Origin of the sequence: Virgibacillus sp. SK37 (genome assembly GCF_000725285.1) — a bacterium.
GTDB lineage: Bacteria > Bacillota > Bacilli > Bacillales > Amphibacillaceae > Virgibacillus_Q.
Genome location: NZ_CP007161.1, coordinates 2,781,073 through 2,803,257 on the forward strand (window position 1 = coordinate 2,781,073; position 22,185 = coordinate 2,803,257).

Sequence of the window (22,185 nt, forward strand, 5' to 3'; positions counted from 1 at the left end):
AGTATCGTTATTAGGTAATTTATGGAAAATGGCTGAATGTATTTTCAACTGGTTCCTATTAATTAATTTAGTAAGCTACATGAAGCGAACGCCTAAGCCTATAAAAGCGCTTAGGCGTTCAATCTATTTAAAGTCTTTCCTATGGGACATGACTCTTGCAACAAAGTCATTAAATAATTTTCTCATATTTTCATGTTTTGTAGTCATCATTTCCGGGTGCCATTGCACTGCAAAAACAGAACGGTCTCCCTTCTTTTCCATTCCTTCGATGACACCATCATCTGCTCTTGCAGTAACTGTAAAATCAGGTGCGACATCTTTAACGACCTGGTGATGGAATGAGTTGGTAAGAACTTTTTCACCAAACATTTCATGTAAATAAGATCCCTCTTCCATATACACTGTATGGCTTTCTACCCATGGGCTTGATTCCTGTTCATGCTTCAATGCTGGTTCAGGGATATATTCGATATCTTGGTATAACGTTCCACCATATGCGATGTTTAAGATATGCATTCCTCGGCAAATCGCAAACACTGGCTTTCCCGCATCTATGGTTGCTCGCACAAGTTCAATTTCAAATACGTCTCTCTCCGGAAGAATAGCCCCCTGATTTTGTAACGGTTCTTCATCATAGGATAATGGATTAACATCTACTCCTCCAGAAAGTACCAGCCCATCTATTTGGTCTACTTGTTGAGAAATAACTTGTTTATTCGTCGTTACGGGAATAATAAAAGGAACAGCACCCTCACTCTCTACAGAAGTAACATAGTCTTCATTAACAAAAGAAAGCCGGTATCCCGGAAATCTGCCGTTTGCATCTTTATATACACTACCTGATATTCCAATTATCGGTTTATCCTTAATCATAATCATACCTCCTACGGCTTAAATAGCTATTGTAGGAATACTTTTCCCGCAGCTTTATACGACTAAACACGTAAGTATGGATAATAGGTCCTTTCCAACTAGCTTCTCTTGTAAGTGAAGCTATTGCTCACTTAAATACACCCATTTTCCATAGATTCAGATTTCCTCTACTTACATTTTTATATCTAATAATTTCCCTCTGACATGGTGGATATATGGCGAGACTTTCTTATGAAACCTCTACAGTTAAAAAGACTATATGGAAGGTAATGGAAATAAAAAACTGTGCCACGAATTGTTAGATCCTATCCAACAATCAGGGCACAGCTCAAATGATACTGGTACTATTTCTATTATACCTCTACAGTTATTTGACTTCGCATAATAAGCTTCTATTGGTTAACTTTTCTAATCTTTGCTTGTGGGATTGATCATTGAAAAACTCCTTAAGTTGTAAAACCCTTTTAAAAGATACTGTGCTTAGCCCGATTCTACATAGTGCGTTACCTTTGCTTTTTGGTTCAAACAATAAATACTTTTTACAATACGAGGAACTGACAGTAAGCGAATTACTTAACAATATCAGTCTTACCTCCAAGTTATTACATTTGTATATAAAACTCATTATCAATCTAAATAATTAAATTTTCTGAATACGGTTGTTACTCTAAACTATTAATGGTTTAATTATATATAGACTCACATAAAAGAATTTTTGATAGCGCTTTCAATAAATTGCAAAGGAGATTACTAATTTATGGCAAAACGCGAACAGTTGGAACGAACGTTAAAACCTCAATGGGTTTGGGCAATTGCATTTGGCTCTGCAGTCGGATGGGGAGCATTTGTTTTACCAGTTGATTGGATGTCAATGGCAGGGCCTTTAGGAGTAATACTTGGATTCATGATTGGTGCATTATTAATGATTATTATCGGTGTAAGCTACGGGTTTCTTGTTGAAAAGTTGCCTGTCTCCGGTGGTGAATTTGCCTACGCTTACTATGGGTTAGGCAGGTATCATGCATTTCTATGTGGTTGGTTTTTAACACTAGGTTATATGTCTATCGTTGCATTGAATGCTTCTGCTTTAGCACTTTTAGGTAAATTTGTACTGCCTTCCGTTATTGAACAAGGTTTTATGTATAATATTGCAGGCTGGGAAGTTTATGCAGGTGAGGTAATTGTCGCCTGTCTTGCATTAATTGTATTTGCTTTTTTAAATATTCGTGGGGCAAGTTTATCGGGATTTTCGCAATATATTTTCTGCCTTATTCTTATAGTGGGAGTAGTGTTACTAACTATAGGCATGGTATTTCATCCTTCTAGTTCTTTCTCTAATATGCAGCCATTGTTCAAGCCGGGGATTGGAGCAATATCATCAATTATAGCTATTGTCGCTATTGCGCCATGGGCATATATCGGATTTGACAACATACCGCAAGCTGCGGAAGAATTTAATTTTTCACCTAAAAAATCGTTCAAATTAATTGTTATTGCCCTTATCTGTGCGGGTCTTACTTACTCTATGACAGTAATGGCAACAGGCGTAGGACAACCTTGGACTGCCGCCATGGAAGAAGGCTCTGTATGGGGCACAGGAACCATTGTACAAAATGCATTTGGCACTGGTGGATTGGTCTTACTTTCCTTTGCTTTATTAATGGGAGTTTTTACAGGGTTAAACGGTTTCTATATGACAACAAGCCGTTTACTATTCGCGATGGGCAGAGCCAAAGTATTGCCAAACATCTTCAGTAAATTACATCCTAAGCACAATACACCACATATAGGTATCATTTTTACACTTGCATTAACCATTATGGCACCGTTTTTCGGTCGTCAAGCTCTGTTATGGGTGGTAGATATGTCTGCTTTAGGCGTAACAATTGCCTACTTCTATGCGTGTTTTGTCGCCTACAAACTTTTCAAATGGAATGACAAAAAAGTACCAAATGAACGTCCATTTATGATTGTAGCTCCTGGAAGAAAGTTTCTATCTTTATTAGGAACGATATGTAGTGCAGCATTTTTCCTTCTTTTAGTTGTACCAGGTTCTCCTGGATTTCTAAGCCTTCCTTCATGGATTGCACTGTTTGTATGGATCGGGCTTGGCGGTATATTCTTTTTAGTGAGATTCAAAAGTTATCGGGCAGTCCCTAAAGCAGAAATGGATCACCTGGTATTGGGAGATTATGTTGATAAAGAGCCTGGGAAAGATTCATCTCAGTTAAAAGATCTAGCCGCAATATCCTCAGTTGAAGACATTAAATAATTGCATAGCATTTATAAAAGAAGAGTTATCTTATGGATAACTCTTCTTTTATGTGTCCCTAACAATGCGCAGTAGGAGTAAACTGCGACGTAACTTAGAATATAAAGACTGCGTAAATCACCGCTACGGTGAAATATTCCGCTTTCCGCGGGCGGCCTGCAAGCCTCCTCGAACTACACTAACGTTCCGTTCTGTGGGGTCTCGCTAGTCTCGCTTTTCCCGCAGGAGTCTTCATATTTCCCCTTCGCTAGGATGAGTCAGGAATATCGAAGTTATAATATATTTGTCACAAAAAAGTTGAGCAAACTCTAAAATTAGATAAAAGTCTATACCAATTGATTGGAATGGAAGATGGCGACTCCTGCCGGAATAGCATGAGCTGAAGACCCTGGACGAAGCGTAGCGAAGGAAGCGGCTGAAGCCATGCCGGCGGAAAGCGTCCATCTGCAATGCAAAGCAATGGCGTTAAATGCTCTCCGAATCGCATTTATGTAGCCTTTATATTTTAAAAGACGTCCATTTGCAAACAAACTTACTTCGCAGTATATCTAAACTGTGATATTATCATCTATTATTTCTATACTAAACTAGAAATATTAGAAAGGTAGGTATAAATCTATACTTACTTGGAAACTCTTGTATACTAATAAACTATTTATACAGGAGGAACGATGAACGTGTTAAAAAAATGTATGTTAAGTAGTTTTATTCTACTATTCTTTTTTACTATTATCCCTGCAGTTCATGCGGCTGAAGGTCAAATGTACCGAGTAAACGTAAATACTATTGAATTGAAAGAGGCACCAAAGGATGATGCCAGTGTAATAGGTCAATTAATAGAAGGTGATAAACTAACTACATTCGAAAATAATGATGGTTGGGTAAAAACCTTCTACCGGGGAGAAGCTGGATGGGTTCATGAAAAGAATTTACAAGCTATCCATCTTAATGCCGAAGGGAAACCCATCCCAGAGGAAAAGTCACCACAATCATATAAAGCAATAACTCCTAAAGGAGGGCTGATTAATTTGCCTGCTGAAAGAACAAAGCTAGTCTCACCCAACTTGAAATCAGCCTCCATGGAAATTACTAGGGGTGAAGAGAATAAATTATCCGGCTATCACTTCATTATAGATGCGGGGCATGGAGGAAAAGATGGGGGTGCATTGGCAAAAAAGATGAAGGAAAAGGACTTGACATTATCGACAGCTAAACTACTTGCTGAAGAGCTTAAAGAAGAAGGTGCTGACGTTACCCTTTCCCGAACCGATGACACCTACATTTCACTAGATGATAGAGCACACATAAGCAATTCAAGTGATGCTGATGCATTTATCAGCATACATTATAATGCAAACAAAAATTCAAAAGCAGCAGGTATCAGTACCTTCTATCACTCAAGCAAGCATAGTAAACTAGCAAACAGAATTCAAAGTGCTTTAGTTTTAGCTACGTCTATGAATGATCGCGGTACAAAGCAAGCAAATTATAAAGTTTTACGAAGTAACAGGAAGCCTGCGCTACTATTGGAGCTTGGGTTTATTACTAACCCAGACGAACTAGAAAAAATTAAGTCGATGACCTATCAACAGAATGCTGCTAAAGGGATTGTTGAAGGAATAAAAAGGCATTTTTTAAAGAATGACTAGAGGGTTAAGTAAAATAAAAAAAACTTCGCAGCCACTTGAGCTGCGAAGTCCCTATTCTATTTACCCCAAACACCATAATCCAGATGTTTATATTTATCCAACAAACGTGTTGGCATTTTTAATGCATCTCTACGGAATGGTGGTGCCAATTGTGTTCCATCAACATAAATATTTAAGACAGCTGGCTTTCTTTGCTCCAAGACTTCCTTTACAACAGGACCGATATCCTCTGGCTTTTCAATTGTATAGCCAAGTGCCCCCATGGATTTGGCCACTTCCGCAAAATCCGGTGCTTCAATATCTGAACCGATAAAACGATTATCATAATAGTCAACCTGATTTTTCTTTTCTGCAGCCCATGATTTATTATTAAATACACAAGCAATAACAGGTATGTTCTGTTCGACAGCTGTACTTACTTCATGCAAACTCATTCCCCATGCTCCATCACCAATAATTGCTGCAACTGGTGCATCTGGCTCAGCCAATTGAGCGCCTAGTGCTGCAGGATATGCAAATCCTGTATTACCAAAGGTAAGAGCAGCAATATGACGACGAGTCTGGTTAAATTTCAAGTATGCATTTGCTGTTGATGATACGTTACCAATATCTGTGGAGATAATTGTATTTTCCGGTAAAGCTTTCGTTAGCTCAAGCAAAGCGCGCCGTGGGTTAATTGGATCCCCATCTTCCAATGCCAAATCAACGAGCTCCTTTTCCCACTCTTCTTTTCGTTTACTAATTTTCTGTAAACGCGATGTGTCGGACGTAGTATTTGGCAAATCTTCCTGTAATTTCTTATATAAATCATCTGCTGTTGCTTTGGCATCTCCAATTATCCCTACTGCTACCGGATGTGTTCTTGCTATATTTCTCGGATTAATATCTACTTGAATAATCTTTGCATTCTTTGGGAAATAATCGATGTCATAGCACGGCAACGTACCAAATACGGATAACCGTGTGCCAATTGCTAACACGACATCTGCTTCCTGCAAGGAGTACATTGCAGACTTTGCTCCCATATAACCAATTGGTCCAACAGCGAGCGGGTGATCTGCAGGGAATGCATCATTGTGCATATATGATACAGCAACAGGAGCAGTCAAATGCTCTGCAATCTTTGCTACCGTATCCACGCCGTCTGCATCAACAGCGCCACGCCCTGAGATAATAACCGGTTTTTCAGCATTTTTCAAAAGTGAAACTGCTTCTTCAATTGCTGCCGGATCTCCACTGCCTCGCTTATCTGTACGGTACTGACTTGGTTCCAAAATATAATCTTCCAACTCACCGTAGAATAAATCTCTCGGAATATCATACAGTACTGGTCCTCTTTCAGCATAAGCTATACGAAAAGCTGTACGAAGGCAATCTGCCACACGACTCTTATGTGTAACACGTACCGTTTCCTTCGTTATATCTTCAAAAATAGAAACTTGGTTTGCTTCTTGGAACCCATCCCATCCAATTGTAGGAGTACCTGCAGATGGAGAAATCACTACCATTGGTGTATGAGCTTGGTTTGCTGCCGCAACAGATGTGACCATGTTTGTGATACCAGGCCCATTTTGACCTATTACAACACCAGCTGTACCGGAAACACGCGTATACGCATCGGCCATATGTGCTGCGCTCTGCTCATGTCGAACAGGTAGAAAACGGATTCCTGCTGTTGGGAACAAATCTAACATATCCATGAATGCAGAACCTACAATACCGTATACCTCTTTCACGTTTTCTTGTACTAGTGTTTCAACTATCGCCTCACTAGGGGTCATTTTCACCTTTTTATTTACTGCTGCTTTTACTTCTGTTTGTTGTTTTGCCATTTCAAATTCCTCCTTTGTTAAACATATAGACTCTCTTTGAGCTGTGGCTTTAGCAACTGATTAGCAAACCACCCTATCCTCTTTTCCATTCATTTGTTTCAATTCATCTATAAATAGGTCTACAGTAGATTTAAGCACTTGATCTTTTCGAAAAGCTATATAGAAATAACGATAAAAAGATAAGTTTTTTATTGGATAGGATGTTAATAAATTTAATTGTTTCTCCTTCACAATTGCATTTTGCGATATAATGGAGACCCCCAGTCCTGATTCTACTGCAGATTTAATTGCTTCCGTGCTTCCCAGTTCCATTACTACGTTTAGGTCATCCATGGTGATCCCTGCCTGCTTAAGATATTGATTAACAACCGCTCTTGTTCCCGATCCTCTTTCCCGAGTGATGAGAGGCACGTTTTTTAATTGTTCTAAAGTAATATCATCTTCATTGTCGAAATAATTTGGTGCAGCAATTAAAATAAGCTCATCTTCCAAGAAAGGTTCAATCATAATCTGTGGATCATCCATCGGCGTCTCAATTAATCCTACATCGATTAACTGATCTTTTATATGGGTCACAATTCGATCTGAGTTGGAAATCTCCATCCGCATTTGAATAAGTGGATATAAATCTTTGAACTTCTTTAAAAATGATGGGAGAATATACTCTCCAATTGTAAAGCTGCAACCAATTCCAAGTTCTCCATAGGTCGTTTCCTCAATATCCTGGATTTCCTTCTTTGCAAGGTCACTAAGACGGACAATTTCTTTAGCATGATGGAGAAGAATTTTAGCTGACTGTGTCATCTTCACCTTTTTTGTCGTTCTTTCAAATAGCTTTGTATTTAATTCCTCTTCCAATGCTTTCACCTGTGAAGTAATTGTGGGCTGAGTTACAAAAAGAATTCTTGCAGCCTCGGAAAAGCTTTTCTTTTCCGCTACCGCAATAAATGTTTTTAAACGTTCGTAATTCAAGTGAAACCCGTCCCTTCAGCTTACCTTTAACTCATCGCTAAATGTTTCGAATTACCGATTGTACAGTTTCGACAAGAAAATCCAAGTCTTCTTCTGTGCTAGTTAATGGAGGCGCAACAATAATAACGTTATTTTGACCTGGAACGGTATCGCCATTTCTTCCAATAATTAAACCTTTTGCTTTACAAGCTCCTACAATTTCATTCATTTTTGCATCGTCCAGTGGCCTCTTGGAATCTTTGTCTGTCACCATCTCTAAACCGAGTAAAAAGCCAACTTGGCGAACTTCTCCAACATTTTCATGGTTAATAAGGTCGTGTAGTTTTCCAAGTTTTGTTTTACCTAGTTCGCGCACCCGTTCCACTAAATTCTCTCTTTCAATGATCTCAATGTTTTTCAGTGCTACCGCGCATGCTGCCGGGTGTCCACCATATGTGGATACATGACGAAAATGATTGTCTTTACCTGCTTCTTTAAATGCTTCATAGATGTCTGATTTAACAGCTGTGGCTCCTAGAGGCAGGTACCCACTTGTTAATCCTTTTGCCATTGTCACGATATCAGGCTGAACACCTTCCGCATGTTTGAAACCAAACATTTCACCTGTTCGGCCATAGCCTGATACAACTTCATCCATAATCAGTAAGACATTGTAGCGTTTACATATTTCAGCAATTCGCTGAATGTATTTCATTGATGGAATAATTACCCCGCCACCAGAAATAAACGGTTCCATAATAAATGCTGCTACGGTTTCTTCCCCTTCCCAATTAATCATTTCTTCAACTAACTGGGCAGCTTTCAAATCGGATTCTTCCGGCTCTCCTCCAAAAATCGAACGATAACTATAGGGTGGATACACATGTAAAAATCCCGGCATTCCTGGGTCATACTTTACCCTGCGGTTTGCCTGTGCAGTAGCACTTAATGCACCTAGCGTAGAGCCATGGTATGCACGGTAGCGTGAAATAAATTTATACTTACCAGGATTTCCTGTTTGATTATGATACTGCCTAACAATCTTAAATGCAGTCTCATTCGCTTCCGAACCACTATTGGAAAAGAACGTCTGATAATCCGCTCCCAACAACTCACTAATTTTGCTTGCTAATTTAATTGCAGGCTGGTGACTCATTGTTAGAGGAAAATAAGAGAGATTTTTCATTTGCTCTGCTGCTGCGTCTACAATTTCTTGTTGTCCATGCCCCAAATTTAAACACCACAGACCAGATACGCCATCCAAGTATTTATTTCCTGCCTCGTCAGTGAACCATGCGCCTTCTCCCTTTGCCGCTACTGTTTGCAGTGCATCCGGATTAAACCGATGCATCGCATTCCATAAACGTGGGGACTCGACCCCTACTCCTGTGTTCATTTCGGATTCTGTCTTCATCATTAACTCCTCCATTCCCGTAAAATGATAAAAAACAATTCTTTAATACGATGCAACTGGCTTTGTCAAGGCTTCAGCAAGCGGAGTGTATTCTTTGGTGAAAGCATTGGCAATTGTTTCATGCGTAATCATGCCTGCATGCGTATTAACACCTTTGGCAAATGCCGGATTTGCTTCGATTGCTTTCTTAAATCCTTTATTCGCTAGAAACACACCAAATTGACTTGTATTATTCGTTAGAGATAAAGTGGCTGTCCGTGCTACCGCTCCTGGCATATTCGCCACAGCATAATGAAGCACTCCATGTTTCTTATAGATTGGGTCATCATGAGTCGTTACACGATCGATTGTCTCAATAGAACCTCCCTGGTCAACTGCCACATCAATAATGACTGAACCTGGCATCATTTCTTTCACCATTTCTTCTGATACAAGCTGTGGCGCCTTTGCCCCAGGGATAAGCACAGCCCCAACCAGTAGATCTGCTTCTTTTACCGCGTTTTTAATATTAAGGGGATTCGACATTAATGTTGTCACAGCTCCGCCAAATAGATCGTCAAGCTCTCGAAGCCTATTGGCATTAATGTCAATGATAGTCACCTTTGCTCGTAATCCAAGCGCCATTTTTGCTGCATTGGTCCCAACGGCTCCGCCTCCGATAATAACTACATTTCCTGGTTGAACTCCAGGAACACCGCCTAAGAGTATTCCCTTTCCACCTTTAACATTTTCTAAATATTGTGCCCCTATCTGGACAGCCATTCTTCCCGCTATCTCACTCATCGGGGCTAATAATGGCAATGATCTATCACTGTTTTGGATTGTTTCATAAGCAATTGCTGTCACTTTCTTCTTAAGTAGCTGTTCGGTTAATTCAGGTTCTGCTGCAAGATGAAGATATGTGAATAGAATAAGTCCTTCACGCAAGTATTGAAATTCTTGAGGTTGAGGTTCCTTTACTTTCATTACCATTTCAGCAGCCCACGCTTCTGCCGCTGTGGATACAATAATTGCACCAGCAGCTTTATATTCCTCATTAAGGAAACCGCTTTCATTTCCTGCAGAACTTTCAATTAGGACTGTGTGCCCGGCATTAACAAACGCAGTTACACCTGATGGAGTGAGAGCAACCCGCCGTTCGTTATTTTTTACCTCACGCGGAACACCAACGATCATATAAATCCCTCCTACACTCTTAATTAACCACTACAATAAAACTTCCAAGCTATGCTTACATCGTGACGTCCGTACCAGTTATGTTGTAGTAGATTACTTAAAGTATATGTGAAGGTTAAAAACATTTCAATATATTTTATAAATTCTAACATTTAAAAATATAATAAGATATATAAAAATCCTTTATGAATGTTTTACATGCTCTGGATTCTCATGCTCAAGAGCCAAATTTTCTCGAAAGATTAATTTTAAAATTATACATATCGCTTCTGTAAAAAGCCTCTTCTATTTCAATTACCTCTCGGGTCGGCCCTTTTATAATGCGTTCTGCAATTAATGCTTGACCATGAGCTGGAATCTTTAAATATTGCTTGTCTTCTTCAAATAGCTCACCACTGCGGATCGTCTGAGACGCTTCTGCAAAGTGCATGCCTAGTTCATCTTCCAGTAAGTCATATATAGTTGCCTTATCCAAGTCATGTTCTATGAGTTTTTCTCCAATACTGACAGGATAATAATGTCTCTCTATTCCGATGGCAATATCATCGGCATAGCGGAGTCGTTTTATAAAATAAGCTTCAGAAAATCCTGCTTTTTCTTGAATGTAGGCAGGGGGTATTGTTCTGTAATGTGTAATTAACTTAGCTCCTGGTCTCATTCCCATTTGAAAAATTGTTTCGGTAGTACTGCTTAAATTTCCAAGCCATTCATGAATGGGTTTAAAAGATACAAACGTTCCTTTTCCATGTCTTTTCTCTAAAACGCCTTCACGTACCAACAAATTTATTGCTTCACGGACGGTACTTCTACTCACATTATATTCTTCCATAAATTGTCGTTCACTAGGAATTTGATTGGCAAATACCCCATTGCTTATTTTATATTCAATAATTGATTTTAGTTGAATATGGAGTGGTAATGAACTATTAAAGTCAAGTTTCACCTAATTTTCCTCCTAATTGTGTAATTATCTGTTATTCTAGCAAATAATAGAGAAAATAGTAATTTTTCTATAAAATATTTAGCATATTTTAAAAGTACTTACACTTTATAGTGTTACGTTTGACTGGCTCCCTAAAGGTTCATATAATAGATGAATTCTCATTTAATGTAGAATATATTATTTTTCACAGTTTTATGTTTTTAGTGTAGAATATGTCACGTAGGAGGTCGATTTATGCAAAAAATAATGAAAGACATGTTTCTTATTGTTTCAGGTTCGTTAATATTTGCACTCGGGATTAATTATTTTGCAATACCAAATAACCTTTCTGAAGGTGGAATTATTGGTATATCCATTGTTACCTATTATCTCTTTGAATGGTCTCCAGGTCTGGTAAACTTTGTAATTAACGCGATTCTGTTGATCGTAGGTTATCGATTTTTTGATCATCGTGTGATGATCTATACCATTATTGCAATTATCTTTTCCTCAGGATTCCTCCACTTCACCTCTGGCATTGGCAGTGAAATAAATGGAGACACACTGTTAGCAGCTCTTTTTGCAGGTGGTACGGTAGGTCTTGGCCTTGGTATGATCTTCCGTACTGGCGGGACATCTGGTGGAACGGCCATTATTGTTCGCATACTAAGCAGGTTCTTAGGTTGGAGCATGGGAAAAGGAATGCTCGTTATCGATATTCTCGTAATTGCAGGTTCTGCTTTTGTAATTGGTCAGGAAAAAGCAATGTATACACTGATTGCTGTTTATATTGGAGCTAAAGTTATTGATGTCGTTGTTGAAGGTGCAAATGAACGAACTTCGGTATTAATTATTTCTAAGTATCCTGATAGAGTATTAGAAGCCGTTACGCAAAATATGGCCAGAGGAATTACAATTCTGGAAGGTAGAGGCGGTTATACAAATCGGAATAAAGAAGTATTATATCTTGTTATCAATAAACAGGAGATTGTCCGGTTCAGAAAAATTATCGAAGAAATTGATGAAGATGCCTATGTTACCGTGCATACCGTTCAGGAAATATTGCGAAAAGGTTATAAAGGAGCTAAATAGGGTAATGGGTGAATCAGTACAGTGAGCTGCATGTTTTGTCTATAAGTGGATAAAAGCATGCAGCTCTCCTATTAGTCTATTTAACTTGTCCGCATAAGAAGCTTTTTATAGAATTTTATTTAAAAAGTCCTGTGTCCGTTCAGATTGGGGATGATTAAAAATCTGTTCAGGAACCCCTTCCTCTACTATGACTCCACCATCCATAAAAAGAACACGGTCTCCAACTTCTCGTGCAAAACCCATCTCATGTGTAACTACTACCATAGTCATCCCCTCATGTGCCAGCTGCTTCATAACCTCGAGCACCTCTCCTACCAATTCGGGATCCAATGCCGAAGTAGGTTCATCAAAAAGCATAATCTTGGGTTCCATCGCAAGTGCTCTCGCAATTGCTACCCTTTGCTGTTGACCTCCCGATAACTGACCTGGATACATAGTGGCTTTATCATTCAAGCCAACTTTATCCAATAAACCGAGCGCACGTTTCTTAGCTTCTTCCTGACTTAATTTCCTTACTTTTTTTGGTGCAAGCATGATATTTTCCAAAACCGATTTATGGGGAAATAGATTAAATTGCTGAAAAACCATGCCCACTTCCGTACGAATTTTATTTATATCCGTCTGTGGATGAACCAGGTTTCTTCCATCAATAATCACATCTCCTTCTGTCACTTCCTCCAACAAATTCAAGCAGCGCAAAAAGGTACTTTTCCCTGACCCACTGGGACCGATTACACAAACTACCTCCTGCTGTTTAATAAAAGAATCTATTCCTTTTAATACTTCCAAATCACCAAATTTTTTATGTAAATTCTTAATCTCTATCATGTAGCCAACCTTCTTTCTACAAACCGTAATACAACAGATAAACTCAAGGTAATTGCAAGGTAGAATAGCGCTACCGTAGTATAAATTTCCACAGCATTAAAATGATTTGCTGCAATCAACCGCCCTTGAAATATTAGTTCGGGAACAAGGATGACTGATAGTAATGAGGTATCCTTTATACTGATAATAAATTGATTCCCCAATGGAGGGACCATCCTTTTAAATGCCTGTGGCCATACAATATAACGCATCGTCTGGCTTTGATTTAATCCAAGCGATCTTCCGGCTTCCATCTGTCCTTTTTCAATAGAGTCTACCGCACCTCGAACAATCTCAGCAATATATGCTCCTGAATTCAAAGCGATAACAATCACCCCTGCAGTAATGGAGCCTAAATTCTGTCCAATAATTAATGGCAATGCAAAGAAAATCCAGATCGCCTGTACCAATACCGGCGTTCCTCGAATCACTTCCACATATACGGTTGAAAGTCCATAAACCAATTTATTTTTGGAAATTCTCCCAATACCAAAAATTGCTCCTAATATAAACCCAATGAGCAATCCTAGAACAGAGATTAGTAAGGTATAGTACAATCCTATCCCCAGTTCTGGTAAAAAATCTATAACACCTGCCCAATCAAACCTTCCTAACATACTTTCACCTCTTCAATGTATACTATACTAACTTAATTCCTATCTCATAATAGTCATCTTTTACCAAACTAAGATTTGACTTAAGACGATACTCGCTAGAAGCGTTATAATTTTTCTTGCATAGTTATCCAAATTACTTCAAATTCAAATTAGAAAAGGGTGTAACATCAGGCTCGTTACACCCTTAAAGTAAAGTGTTATTCAGGCTTCTCCCCAAACCATTTTTCGTAAATTTCATCATACTTCCCATTTTCCTTCATTGTTGCAAGTGCGTCATCAATAGCAGCTACAAGCTCATCATTTCCTTTTGAAATAGCAATCCCGTAATCCTCTGCTTGATATAAGTCCCCAACAACTTTTAATCCATCGCCCTTTGTCTTAATATAATAGGCGACATTCGGAGCATCATACAAAATGGCATCCGCACTTCCATTTTCTACAGCCATATACGCTTGATCCAACTGTTCAAATTGGCTTGCTTCTGCGCCTTCTATGTTATCCGCAATATAAGCAGCACTTGTTGATCCCAATCTGGTTGCAATTGTCTTTCCTTCCAGATCTTCAATACCCTTTATGTCCTCATTTTCTTCCCGCACCCCGATACTTAAACCGGATTGGTAATACGGTTCACTATAATCAATCTTTTTAGCACGTTCATCTGTGATACTAATTCCTGCGATAGCGATATCAAATTGCCCTGTTTGCAAACCTGGAATGATACCATCAAAATTTGTTGTTTCCATATTAATTTTAAATCCTGCCTCATCAGCAATTGCGTTAATAAGATCGATATCAAATCCAACATATTCCCCGTCCTCTTTAAATTCAAAAGGAACAAAGGAAGTATCACTTACTACGGTGTATTCCTCTTTTAATTCAGATTTACCTTCACCATCCGCTTTTTCTTCAGCTCCGCAAGCTGCCAGCCCCAATATCAAAAATGCAGTAAGTAGAAATATAGGTAATAGTCTCCAGTTCTTTTTATTCACTATTTAGTTCCCCCTCTTTTTTTGTTGTTCTTTACATATACCACTTAAGTCTACCAAAAATTGATTTTTTAGAAAAATCCGTTTTGTTGGCATTAGAATTGAATAACAGGCTTTTACAAGGCCTTGCCCCATTAATATGTAGAAATTCTCTTATATAGTACGTTTTGCTGCCAAATACTGAAAATTTATAAAACTAATTTATAGTCCGTTAGTTGGGTGATCGCAATTTTGATGCAAGCATAGGAAAAGGAAACAGTAGTGTAACTATAATGCAAAATAACTTTATTTGGCAGGTGGTTAAGGTGAGCCAAGGAGAGGTTTAAACAGCATGAGGAGGAAAAATAATCATCTGCAAAAAAAAAGAAGACCTATCCTTTTCGAATAGGCCTTCTTGCATGCTATTACTAATACTTTTCTGGTTTAGAACATCTCTGAGACTGTTTTAGCATTTAAGAATTGTGGAAGATAATCTGGTCCACCTGCTTTTCCATTTGTTCCTGACATTTTGAAACCGCCGAATGGTTGATATCCAACTATAGCAGCAGTGCAGCCACGATTGAAATATAGATTTCCAACCTGAAATTCATAGCGTGCACGATCCAAATGTTTACGATTATTGGAGATAACGGCGCCTGTTAAGGCATATTCCGTATTATTGGCAATCTCCAGCATTTCGTCAAAGTCTTTGGCTTTGGCAAATGCCACCACTGGACCAAAAATCTCCTCTTGCATAATTCTGGCTTTCGGATCTACATCCTTAAAAATAGTTGGATAAATATAATATCCTTCGGAGTCATCCGTCTCGCCGCCATATACAAGCTCGCCTTCATTTTTACCAATATCAATATAGTCCTTTATCTTATCAAACTGTTTTTGATTGATTACTGCACTCATAAAAACGTCATTTACAGCAGGATTTCCAACTGTAATCTCTTTTGTCTTTTCGGTTGCCATTTCAAGCACTTTATCATAGACAGCTTCATGAATAACAGCTCTTGAACAAGCTGAACATTTTTGCCCTTGAAAGCCGAAAGCAGATTGTACAATAGAATCTGCAGCAAGTTCAAGGTCTGCGTCCTCATCTACAATTATTGTATCCTTACCACCCATTTCAGCTACAACACGCTTCAGAAAATCCTGGCCTTCTTGTACTTTAGAAGCTCGTTCTATAATTCGTGTACCTGTGGCACGAGAACCAGTAAAATTAATGAATCTCGTTTTTGGATGGTCTACGAGATAATCTCCAATATCAGAAGGATCACCTGGTATAAAATTGATAGCACCATCTGGCACGCCAGCTTCTACTAACGCCTCAATTAGCTTATATGCAATCACTGGTGTGTTTTCTGAGGGTTTCAATAATACCGTATTACCAGCCACTAATGGCCCAACAGTCGTTCCACACACAATAGCAAAAGCAAAATTCCATGGCGGAATAGCAACTCCTGGACCCAGAGGTTGATAAAAATAGCTATTATTCTCATTTGGTCTGTCTTCCATTGGCTTACCTTTTGCTAATTCAATCATTTCTCTACCATAGTATTCAAGAAAGTCGATGCCTTCTGCTACATCGGCATCTGCTTGCCCCCAGGGCTTTCCTGCATCATATACAAGCGTGGCAGCAAATTCGAACTTTCTCTTTCTTACAATGGCTGCAGTGCGGAACATTACCTCGGCCCGTGCTTCTGCACTCCATCTTCCCCAATCTTTAAATGCCTCTTCTGCAGCTTCCATTGCTTGATCGACATGTTTTTTCGTAGCCATAGAAGCCTTCCCAATTACCTGGCCTTTCTTAGCGGGATTGACGGATGTAATTTTATCATCCGTATACACTTTTTCGCCATTAATAACAAGAGGTATTTCACTCCCTAATTGTTCTTCAACGGTATTTAGCGCCTGGCGAAATTCCTTTCGATTTTCTTCTTCTTTAAAATTAGTAAAAGGTTCATGTTTAAATGGTAAAACCATCTTTCCCCTCCTTTAGTTTAATATACTATTTTCTTTTGATGTACATGCAGAACTTAATTAATAGCAAGCACAACAAATAATCATTATAGTAAACGTTTCCCACCAATGGTTTCTCTAAAACGTTTTCAGGTAATTTTAAAATTAAATAATTATTCCGATAAGTAAGTTGACTTTAAATTTCTATATGATATGCTACATGTGTATTAACTATTATTTCTGCTAGGGGAGCCTTTTATGGCTGAGAATGAAGACCCTTAGAACCTGATCTGGTTAACACCAGCGGAGGGAAGTGGAAAACAGCTTAGCTTTGCAATCAATCTATTTTTCGTGTTGAACATTGTCCTAACGTTCTATAAAAATGATTGACGCTTGTTTAAGTTCATCCGTTCCCTCCTCGATCAGCAAGAAATTAAAAAGAGGAGGATTTTTTCATGCAATTTACCGACACACTACGGGAAGCAACAAAGAATAGCTGGGAGCAAAGTGTAAATCATCCATTTGTAAAAGGTATTGTGAATGGTGACTTACCGCTTGAAACATTCAAGTACTACATTCTTCAGGATATCTATTACCTGAAGCATTTTGGAAAAGTGCATGCAATGGCAGCTGCCCAGGCTGAGGATTTTCATGTAACCGCGATGCTTGCTGAAAAAGCAAAAAGTACGGCACAAGCAGAACTCACTGTTCATAAGGCTCATGCAGAGATCCTAAATATTAGTGAGGAGGATACAGCGAATTTCAAACCTGCTCCTACAGCTTATGGATATACCGCGCACTTATACAGAGCAGCACATTCAGGCAGCCTTGGACAAACCGTAGCCGCACTCTTACCTTGCTATTGGTTATATGCGGATATTGGGAAAACATATAAGGACGCCAAACCAAAAGAGAAGATATATCAAAATTGGATTAACACATATGCCGACGATTGGTTCCACACCTCTACGCAAGAGCAAATTGATCTGTTGAATTCTATAGCGGAAGACTCCAGTGAGCATGAAAAGGAGAAGATGAAAGAACAATTTATTATTGCTAAGGAGTACGAGCTTGCTTTCTGGGAAATGGCATATACCAAGGAACAGTGGTTTTCTGATAGACAATGGCATGCACCTGTTTCTCTAAATAAATAATACGCTTAATTAATTCTTCATATAATTATTTGAAATAGTAAAGCGATCTATCATGAAGATAGATCGCTTTATTTATACATTCCTTCTTATTCTTTATTGTTTTTTCTTTTTCTTCATTACCTCTATCTGCTTTGCTTCATCAGATAAGGACTTAAATAGACTGACGATCATCAATGCCATAATGATGGAAAATGGTAAAGCAGCAATTATCATCATATTTTGAAGTGCCTGTAATCCACCAGAGTATAATAGTACAACTGATGCGGCTGATAATAATACTCCCCATACAATCTTAATCTGATTACTTGGCGAATGAGAACCGTTTGTTGTCATCATCCCAAGTACAAATGTCCCAGAGTCTGCAGACGTAATGAAGAAGGTTGCTACCAATAGCATAGCAATAATGGACGCAATTAAACCTGCCGGATAATGTTCAAACATACCGAACAGAACCTCTTCTGTTGCAAGCGAAGAAATGTTTGCTAACCCTGAATTTTCTACCTTGATGGCAGCACCACCAAATGCAGCAAACCAGAAAAAACTAACAATTGAAGGAACAAACAATACATTTAATATGAATTCCCGTATCGACCTTCCTCGTGAAACTCGGGCAATGAATACACCAACAAATGGAGACCATGAGATCCACCATGTCCAGTAAAAGAGTGTCCAATCATTTATCCACTGATGAGCTTCAGAATCGAGTGGTGCAATTCGAAAACTCATTTTCGGCAAGGATTGTATATACGTACCTATCGTGTCTGTAAATAAATTAAGAATGAAAATGGTTGGTCCAAATATAAAGATTAGTAAAAGTAAAATAGTAGCAAGACCCATGTTGGCATTACTTAAATATTTTATTCCTTTACCAAGACCTGACCAAGCAGAGATCATAAACAAAACGGTTACGATTGCGATGATTATAAACTGAACTCCAATAGTTACCGGAATGTCATAAAGAAAAGATAATCCTCCATTTATTTGTACAGCCCCAAAGCCTAATGTAGTCGCAACACCAAGAACAGTGGCGACTACTGCAATAATATCAACCACTCTACCAGTAGCTCCTTTGACTCTATCTCCTAAAACCGGGCGTAATGTAGCACTGATTAAACCAGGTTCATCCTTTCTAAAATTAAAATAGGCCAACACTAATGCTACTATCCCGTAAATGCTCCACGCATGAATTCCCCAATGGAAAAACGTAAACCGTAAGGCATCCTTAATCGCTTGGTTTGTTCCGGTTTCTCCAGTAGGTGAACTGAGAGCGTAATGGCTCAGCGGTTCCGCACTACCATAAAAGACGAGCCCGATGCCCATACCAGCACTAAATAGCATAGCAATCCAGGTTGGTCGAGAAAATTCAGGTTTTTCATCTGGTTTTCCTAATTTTATCTTCCCAATAGGACTAATTAATAGAAACATACATACTAACGTAATTGCCGTAACAATTATCAGATAATACCATCCAAAAGAGGTGGCGATAAACGATTTGATATTTGTTGTCATTGCTTGAAAGGCGTCAGGCATAATTGCTCCGAGTATAACCATTACTGTAATAATGGAGGCAGATATATAAAAGACTGATGTAGCTCTTTTCAATTCTATCTCTCCTTTCCGACGAATAGTGTTTTAATTATTTTCCTCCAGTATTCACAAAATATGTATAGGCACTATTTTGTGAATTAAGCAACTGTTTCAGTTTATAGTTAAAAATAAAGGCAGACAAGTAATATGTCTTATCTGCCAAACATTCCTAATATTCTTTTGTATAACCAACCTTTACCCATTTCACTTTGTAGGTCCGATCATTCTGTAATTGGAAAAGACGAAATTTAGTCAGTTGCTTTCCATAAACATGAATGGTCACCGCCATTTTCTCCCCAACAGATTCAAGTATATGACAATCTGCAGGTGGTAATAATTCACCGGTGCTATGCTCGTTTAGTCGTACTGTTCCAGCAGGTATCAACTTCACATATTCGCCTTCTTCCTCCTCATTCCGCACGAAATTTTTGACTTTCATCATACCGGTTACTACCCCTTCAACTCCCCAGGTACCATCATGATCGTGAAGTGGAGTTTTCTGACCGGCTTTCCAACCCAACGCCAAGACTTCAAAGCGATTTTCAGGGTCGCGATATAAAGAATGTCTTGTATATCCATTCTCATTTACTTGATAAACTGAGTTAGGCAACCAATCATTCGTTTTAATTAATTCACCGACTAACCCCTCTGTGCTATTCACAAGGGTCGCTTCTTCTATGTTGTCCTCTACCAACCTTGTCATATCCTGTACAAATTCTTTTAGACTATACGTTTTTAAACTGGCCAAATTCTGCACTCCCATGTAAGTATTTAATTTTGTAAGTAAAGCAATCAAGATTAGATTGCTTGCATCATTATCTTACAAGTTACTACCTATAGGTTCTATTAAATAGCAAGAAAAATCAATACTTTCCAGAAAGTTTTTAAATTAATTTTCATCATAACCCTTGAGTAATGTGCAGAATATGTCGGTATAAAAAATGCAAAGTAATGATATGTCTTATAGAGATTTTTATAGGTGCCAAAATGTTAGTCCTTTTGCTTTTCTTTAGGAATGATGACATCCAGTGAAGTCCAATCAAAAGATCCATTTCTGATTTTTTCCCTGCGCTCTTTCGTAATATAGGAACGACTTGGATCAAGATGGTAATCTGTCAATTCATCCGGATCGCCTGATGGTCGTTCATGAGACAGAAGAAATGCTGCAATATCCGCTGCCTCCTGATCTGTTAAGGTTTCTTCCTGACCCTTCGGCATGTTATTTTGGATAAATCCAGTCGCTTTTTCAATCTTTGTCATTCCAGCAGCTTCATTAAATGAACCGTCCCCCCATAACGCAGGCCCTGTTTGGTCACTTGTCCCAGACCCATCAGTGGCATGACAGGATACACAATTTTTCTCAACAAACAATCTTGCCCCATTAGTAAGATTAGGTTCAGGAACTTTCTTTTTATCATTATTCATTCTCCATGTAATGTCCTCTTTTGATTCAACATTTTTCGATATAAATTCAAAATAAGCAACCATTGCTTTCATCTCTCTACTGTTTTCGTCTAATTTATCTCCGTTCATACTACGAACAAAACAACCGTTTATTCTATCCTCAATCGTAGTCAACTTGCCTCGTCGCATTTTGGGAAACTTTTCTGTAATGCCAACCATTGGAGAGTTGGGTGCAAGACCACCATCCCCATGACAACTTAAACAAGAAAGCTCATTTCCAACATGATCTGGTACCACTGCCTTTGTATCATCAAAAATTTCTTTTCCATATATTACATCACTGTTTGGATCCAGCTGGCTTAATTCCTCACGTATTTGGTTTGCGTCATACATTTCCCCTTCACTCCGAGCCTGGTTACTACATGCGACAGTTAGTAAGGTTAATGAAATAAATAATAGCCATACATATTTTTCCTTAAACAAACATAATCACCCTTCCTTGCCAAAGTAACTATTTTACCAATACCCAACTCATTCTGTTTACTAACATATATTTGGATAACTTTTTATTATATCTCACATGTTTCCTCCCAATTATTCTTAAGTTTAATTTTTAAACAACAAGGGTAGGGATTTAGAGCGCAATATTCTATAAGAATTACATATCCGAAGGGAGCGAAGTGGAATGAAAAAGATAACTATACTTCCTTTTATAATCTTGCTTGCAGGCTGCCAGAGTATTACGGTACTCGATCCAAAAAGCTCTACAGGGAAAGAACAAGCCTACTTAATTTGGTTCAGTTTAGCAATAATGGCAATTGTTTTGCTTGTTGTTTTTATCCTGTTTACCCGTTTTGTGATCAGATATCGTTATACAGAAAAGAAATCAGAATTTATACCCCAAGACATAAAAGGAAACTTAAAATATGAATTAACCTGGACAATTATTCCATTTATACTGCTTGCCGTTCTTGCTGTTCCAACATTAAAGATTACTTTTGACCAATCACCAAAGACGGAAGCTGAAACGAACACAAACGGGATTCATATTAACGTGACTGCGGAGCAATTCAGGTGGACGTTTGAACACAAAAACAGTAAAACAGTTCATAATGAATTAATTATTCCTGAAAACAAAGATATTACTTTTCATCTATCATCTAAGGATGTTATCCATTCTTTTTGGATACCTGAATTGGCAGGAAAAGTAGATGTTATTCCAAATAAAGAACTTATCTATGTTATTAAGAATGCAGAGATAGGCGAATATGATGGAAAGTGTGCAGAATTTTGTGGTATTCAACACGCGAATATGACGTTTGACGTGAAGGTTGTTTCGATGGAGAAATATAATCAATATCTTAAACAGTCAAGTAATCAAGAAAATGAAGATTAACAAAAATGTACAAGTAAGGAGTGTGGGTCATGAATCTATCAATCTT

General features: G+C 38.3%; 18 protein-coding genes and 1 riboswitch. Of the genes, 5 read left to right on the forward strand and 13 right to left on the reverse strand.

Annotated elements, in window-relative coordinates; all coding sequences use genetic code 11:
* Positions 1-123: 123 nt before the first annotated feature.
* Positions 124-873 carry a gamma-glutamyl-gamma-aminobutyrate hydrolase family protein gene (locus X953_RS14130; RefSeq protein ID WP_040956168.1) on the reverse strand — a complete coding sequence of 250 codons (750 nt, stop codon included), beginning with the start codon at positions 871-873 and terminating at the stop codon, positions 124-126.
* A gap of 757 nt (positions 874-1,630) precedes the next feature.
* Here X953_RS14130 and X953_RS14135 point away from each other — a divergent pair.
* Positions 1,631-3,145 (forward strand): APC family permease, encoded by a 1,515-nt coding sequence (locus tag X953_RS14135; RefSeq protein ID WP_040956169.1) that lies wholly within the window; start codon positions 1,631-1,633, stop codon positions 3,143-3,145.
* Positions 3,146-3,816: 671 nt separating this feature from the next.
* Positions 3,817-4,794, forward strand: coding sequence for an N-acetylmuramoyl-L-alanine amidase (locus X953_RS19180; RefSeq protein ID WP_052350139.1), 978 nt, complete (start codon positions 3,817-3,819; stop codon positions 4,792-4,794).
* A gap of 56 nt (positions 4,795-4,850) precedes the next feature.
* Here X953_RS19180 and xsc read toward each other — a convergent pair whose 3' ends face one another.
* The 5 genes from xsc to X953_RS14165 form a co-directional block, all read right to left on the reverse strand.
* The gene (xsc, locus tag X953_RS14145; RefSeq protein WP_040956170.1) at positions 4,851-6,626 is read right to left on the reverse strand and encodes a sulfoacetaldehyde acetyltransferase; all 1,776 of its coding nucleotides are present in this window, start codon (positions 6,624-6,626) and stop codon (positions 4,851-4,853) included.
* A gap of 60 nt (positions 6,627-6,686) precedes the next feature.
* Complete coding sequence (locus X953_RS14150) at positions 6,687-7,598, reverse strand: selenium metabolism-associated LysR family transcriptional regulator (protein WP_040956171.1); 912 nt, start codon at positions 7,596-7,598, stop codon at positions 6,687-6,689.
* Between the two features lie 37 nt (positions 7,599-7,635).
* Complete coding sequence (locus X953_RS14155; protein WP_084715702.1) at positions 7,636-8,991, reverse strand: aminotransferase; 1,356 nt, start codon at positions 8,989-8,991, stop codon at positions 7,636-7,638.
* 42 nt (positions 8,992-9,033) lie between these two features.
* Positions 9,034-10,167, reverse strand: coding sequence for an alanine dehydrogenase (gene ald / locus X953_RS14160; protein ID WP_040956173.1), 1,134 nt, complete (start codon positions 10,165-10,167; stop codon positions 9,034-9,036).
* Positions 10,168-10,384: 217 nt separating this feature from the next.
* Complete coding sequence (locus X953_RS14165; RefSeq protein ID WP_040956174.1) at positions 10,385-11,110, reverse strand: GntR family transcriptional regulator; 726 nt, start codon at positions 11,108-11,110, stop codon at positions 10,385-10,387.
* A 234-nt stretch (positions 11,111-11,344) separates the two neighbouring features.
* On the opposite strand from X953_RS14165, the gene X953_RS14170 reads away from it, so the two are divergent.
* Positions 11,345-12,181 (forward strand): YitT family protein, encoded by an 837-nt coding sequence (locus X953_RS14170; protein ID WP_040956175.1) that lies wholly within the window; start codon positions 11,345-11,347, stop codon positions 12,179-12,181.
* Between the two features lie 105 nt (positions 12,182-12,286).
* On the opposite strand, the gene X953_RS14175 is transcribed toward X953_RS14170, so the two are convergent.
* The 4 genes from X953_RS14175 to pruA all read right to left on the reverse strand — a co-directional run bounded on the left by X953_RS14175 (position 12,287) and on the right by pruA (position 16,622).
* Positions 12,287-13,009 (reverse strand): amino acid ABC transporter ATP-binding protein, encoded by a 723-nt coding sequence (locus tag X953_RS14175; protein WP_040956176.1) that lies wholly within the window; start codon positions 13,007-13,009, stop codon positions 12,287-12,289.
* Positions 13,006-13,665 (reverse strand): amino acid ABC transporter permease, encoded by a 660-nt coding sequence (locus X953_RS14180; RefSeq protein WP_040956177.1) that lies wholly within the window; start codon positions 13,663-13,665, stop codon positions 13,006-13,008. Before X953_RS14180 ends, X953_RS14175 begins: the two co-directional genes overlap by 4 nt.
* Positions 13,666-13,862: 197 nt before the next feature.
* The gene (locus tag X953_RS14185) at positions 13,863-14,654 is read right to left on the reverse strand and encodes a transporter substrate-binding domain-containing protein (RefSeq protein WP_040956178.1); all 792 of its coding nucleotides are present in this window, start codon (positions 14,652-14,654) and stop codon (positions 13,863-13,865) included.
* 420 nt (positions 14,655-15,074) lie between these two features.
* A complete protein-coding gene (gene pruA, locus X953_RS14190) occupies positions 15,075-16,622 on the reverse strand; it encodes an L-glutamate gamma-semialdehyde dehydrogenase (protein ID WP_040956179.1) in 1,548 nt (515 codons plus the stop codon).
* 211 nt (positions 16,623-16,833) lie between these two features.
* Positions 16,834-16,927, forward strand: a riboswitch (TPP riboswitch).
* A gap of 126 nt (positions 16,928-17,053) precedes the next feature.
* Between pruA and tenA the strand changes: the two genes are divergently transcribed.
* The gene (gene tenA / locus X953_RS14195) at positions 17,054-17,752 is read left to right on the forward strand and encodes a thiaminase II (protein WP_040956180.1); all 699 of its coding nucleotides are present in this window, start codon (positions 17,054-17,056) and stop codon (positions 17,750-17,752) included.
* 93 nt (positions 17,753-17,845) lie between these two features.
* Here the strand turns inward: tenA and X953_RS14200 are convergent, their stop codons facing one another.
* The 3 genes from X953_RS14200 to X953_RS14210 all read right to left on the reverse strand — a co-directional run bounded on the left by X953_RS14200 (position 17,846) and on the right by X953_RS14210 (position 21,226).
* Positions 17,846-19,354 carry a BCCT family transporter gene (locus X953_RS14200; RefSeq protein WP_040956181.1) on the reverse strand — a complete coding sequence of 503 codons (1,509 nt, stop codon included), beginning with the start codon at positions 19,352-19,354 and terminating at the stop codon, positions 17,846-17,848.
* A 154-nt stretch (positions 19,355-19,508) separates the two neighbouring features.
* Positions 19,509-20,087: a cysteine dioxygenase family protein gene (locus X953_RS14205; RefSeq protein ID WP_052350140.1), complete on the reverse strand. Its 579-nt coding sequence runs from the start codon at positions 20,085-20,087 to the stop codon at positions 19,509-19,511.
* 242 nt (positions 20,088-20,329) lie between these two features.
* Positions 20,330-21,226 (reverse strand): c-type cytochrome, encoded by an 897-nt coding sequence (locus X953_RS14210; protein ID WP_052350141.1) that lies wholly within the window; start codon positions 21,224-21,226, stop codon positions 20,330-20,332.
* Between the two features lie 202 nt (positions 21,227-21,428).
* Here X953_RS14210 and coxB point away from each other — a divergent pair, with 202 nt between their 5' ends.
* Positions 21,429-22,139, forward strand: coding sequence for a cytochrome c oxidase subunit II (gene coxB, locus X953_RS14215; protein WP_040956182.1), 711 nt, complete (start codon positions 21,429-21,431; stop codon positions 22,137-22,139).
* Positions 22,140-22,185: the final 46 nt, after the last annotated feature.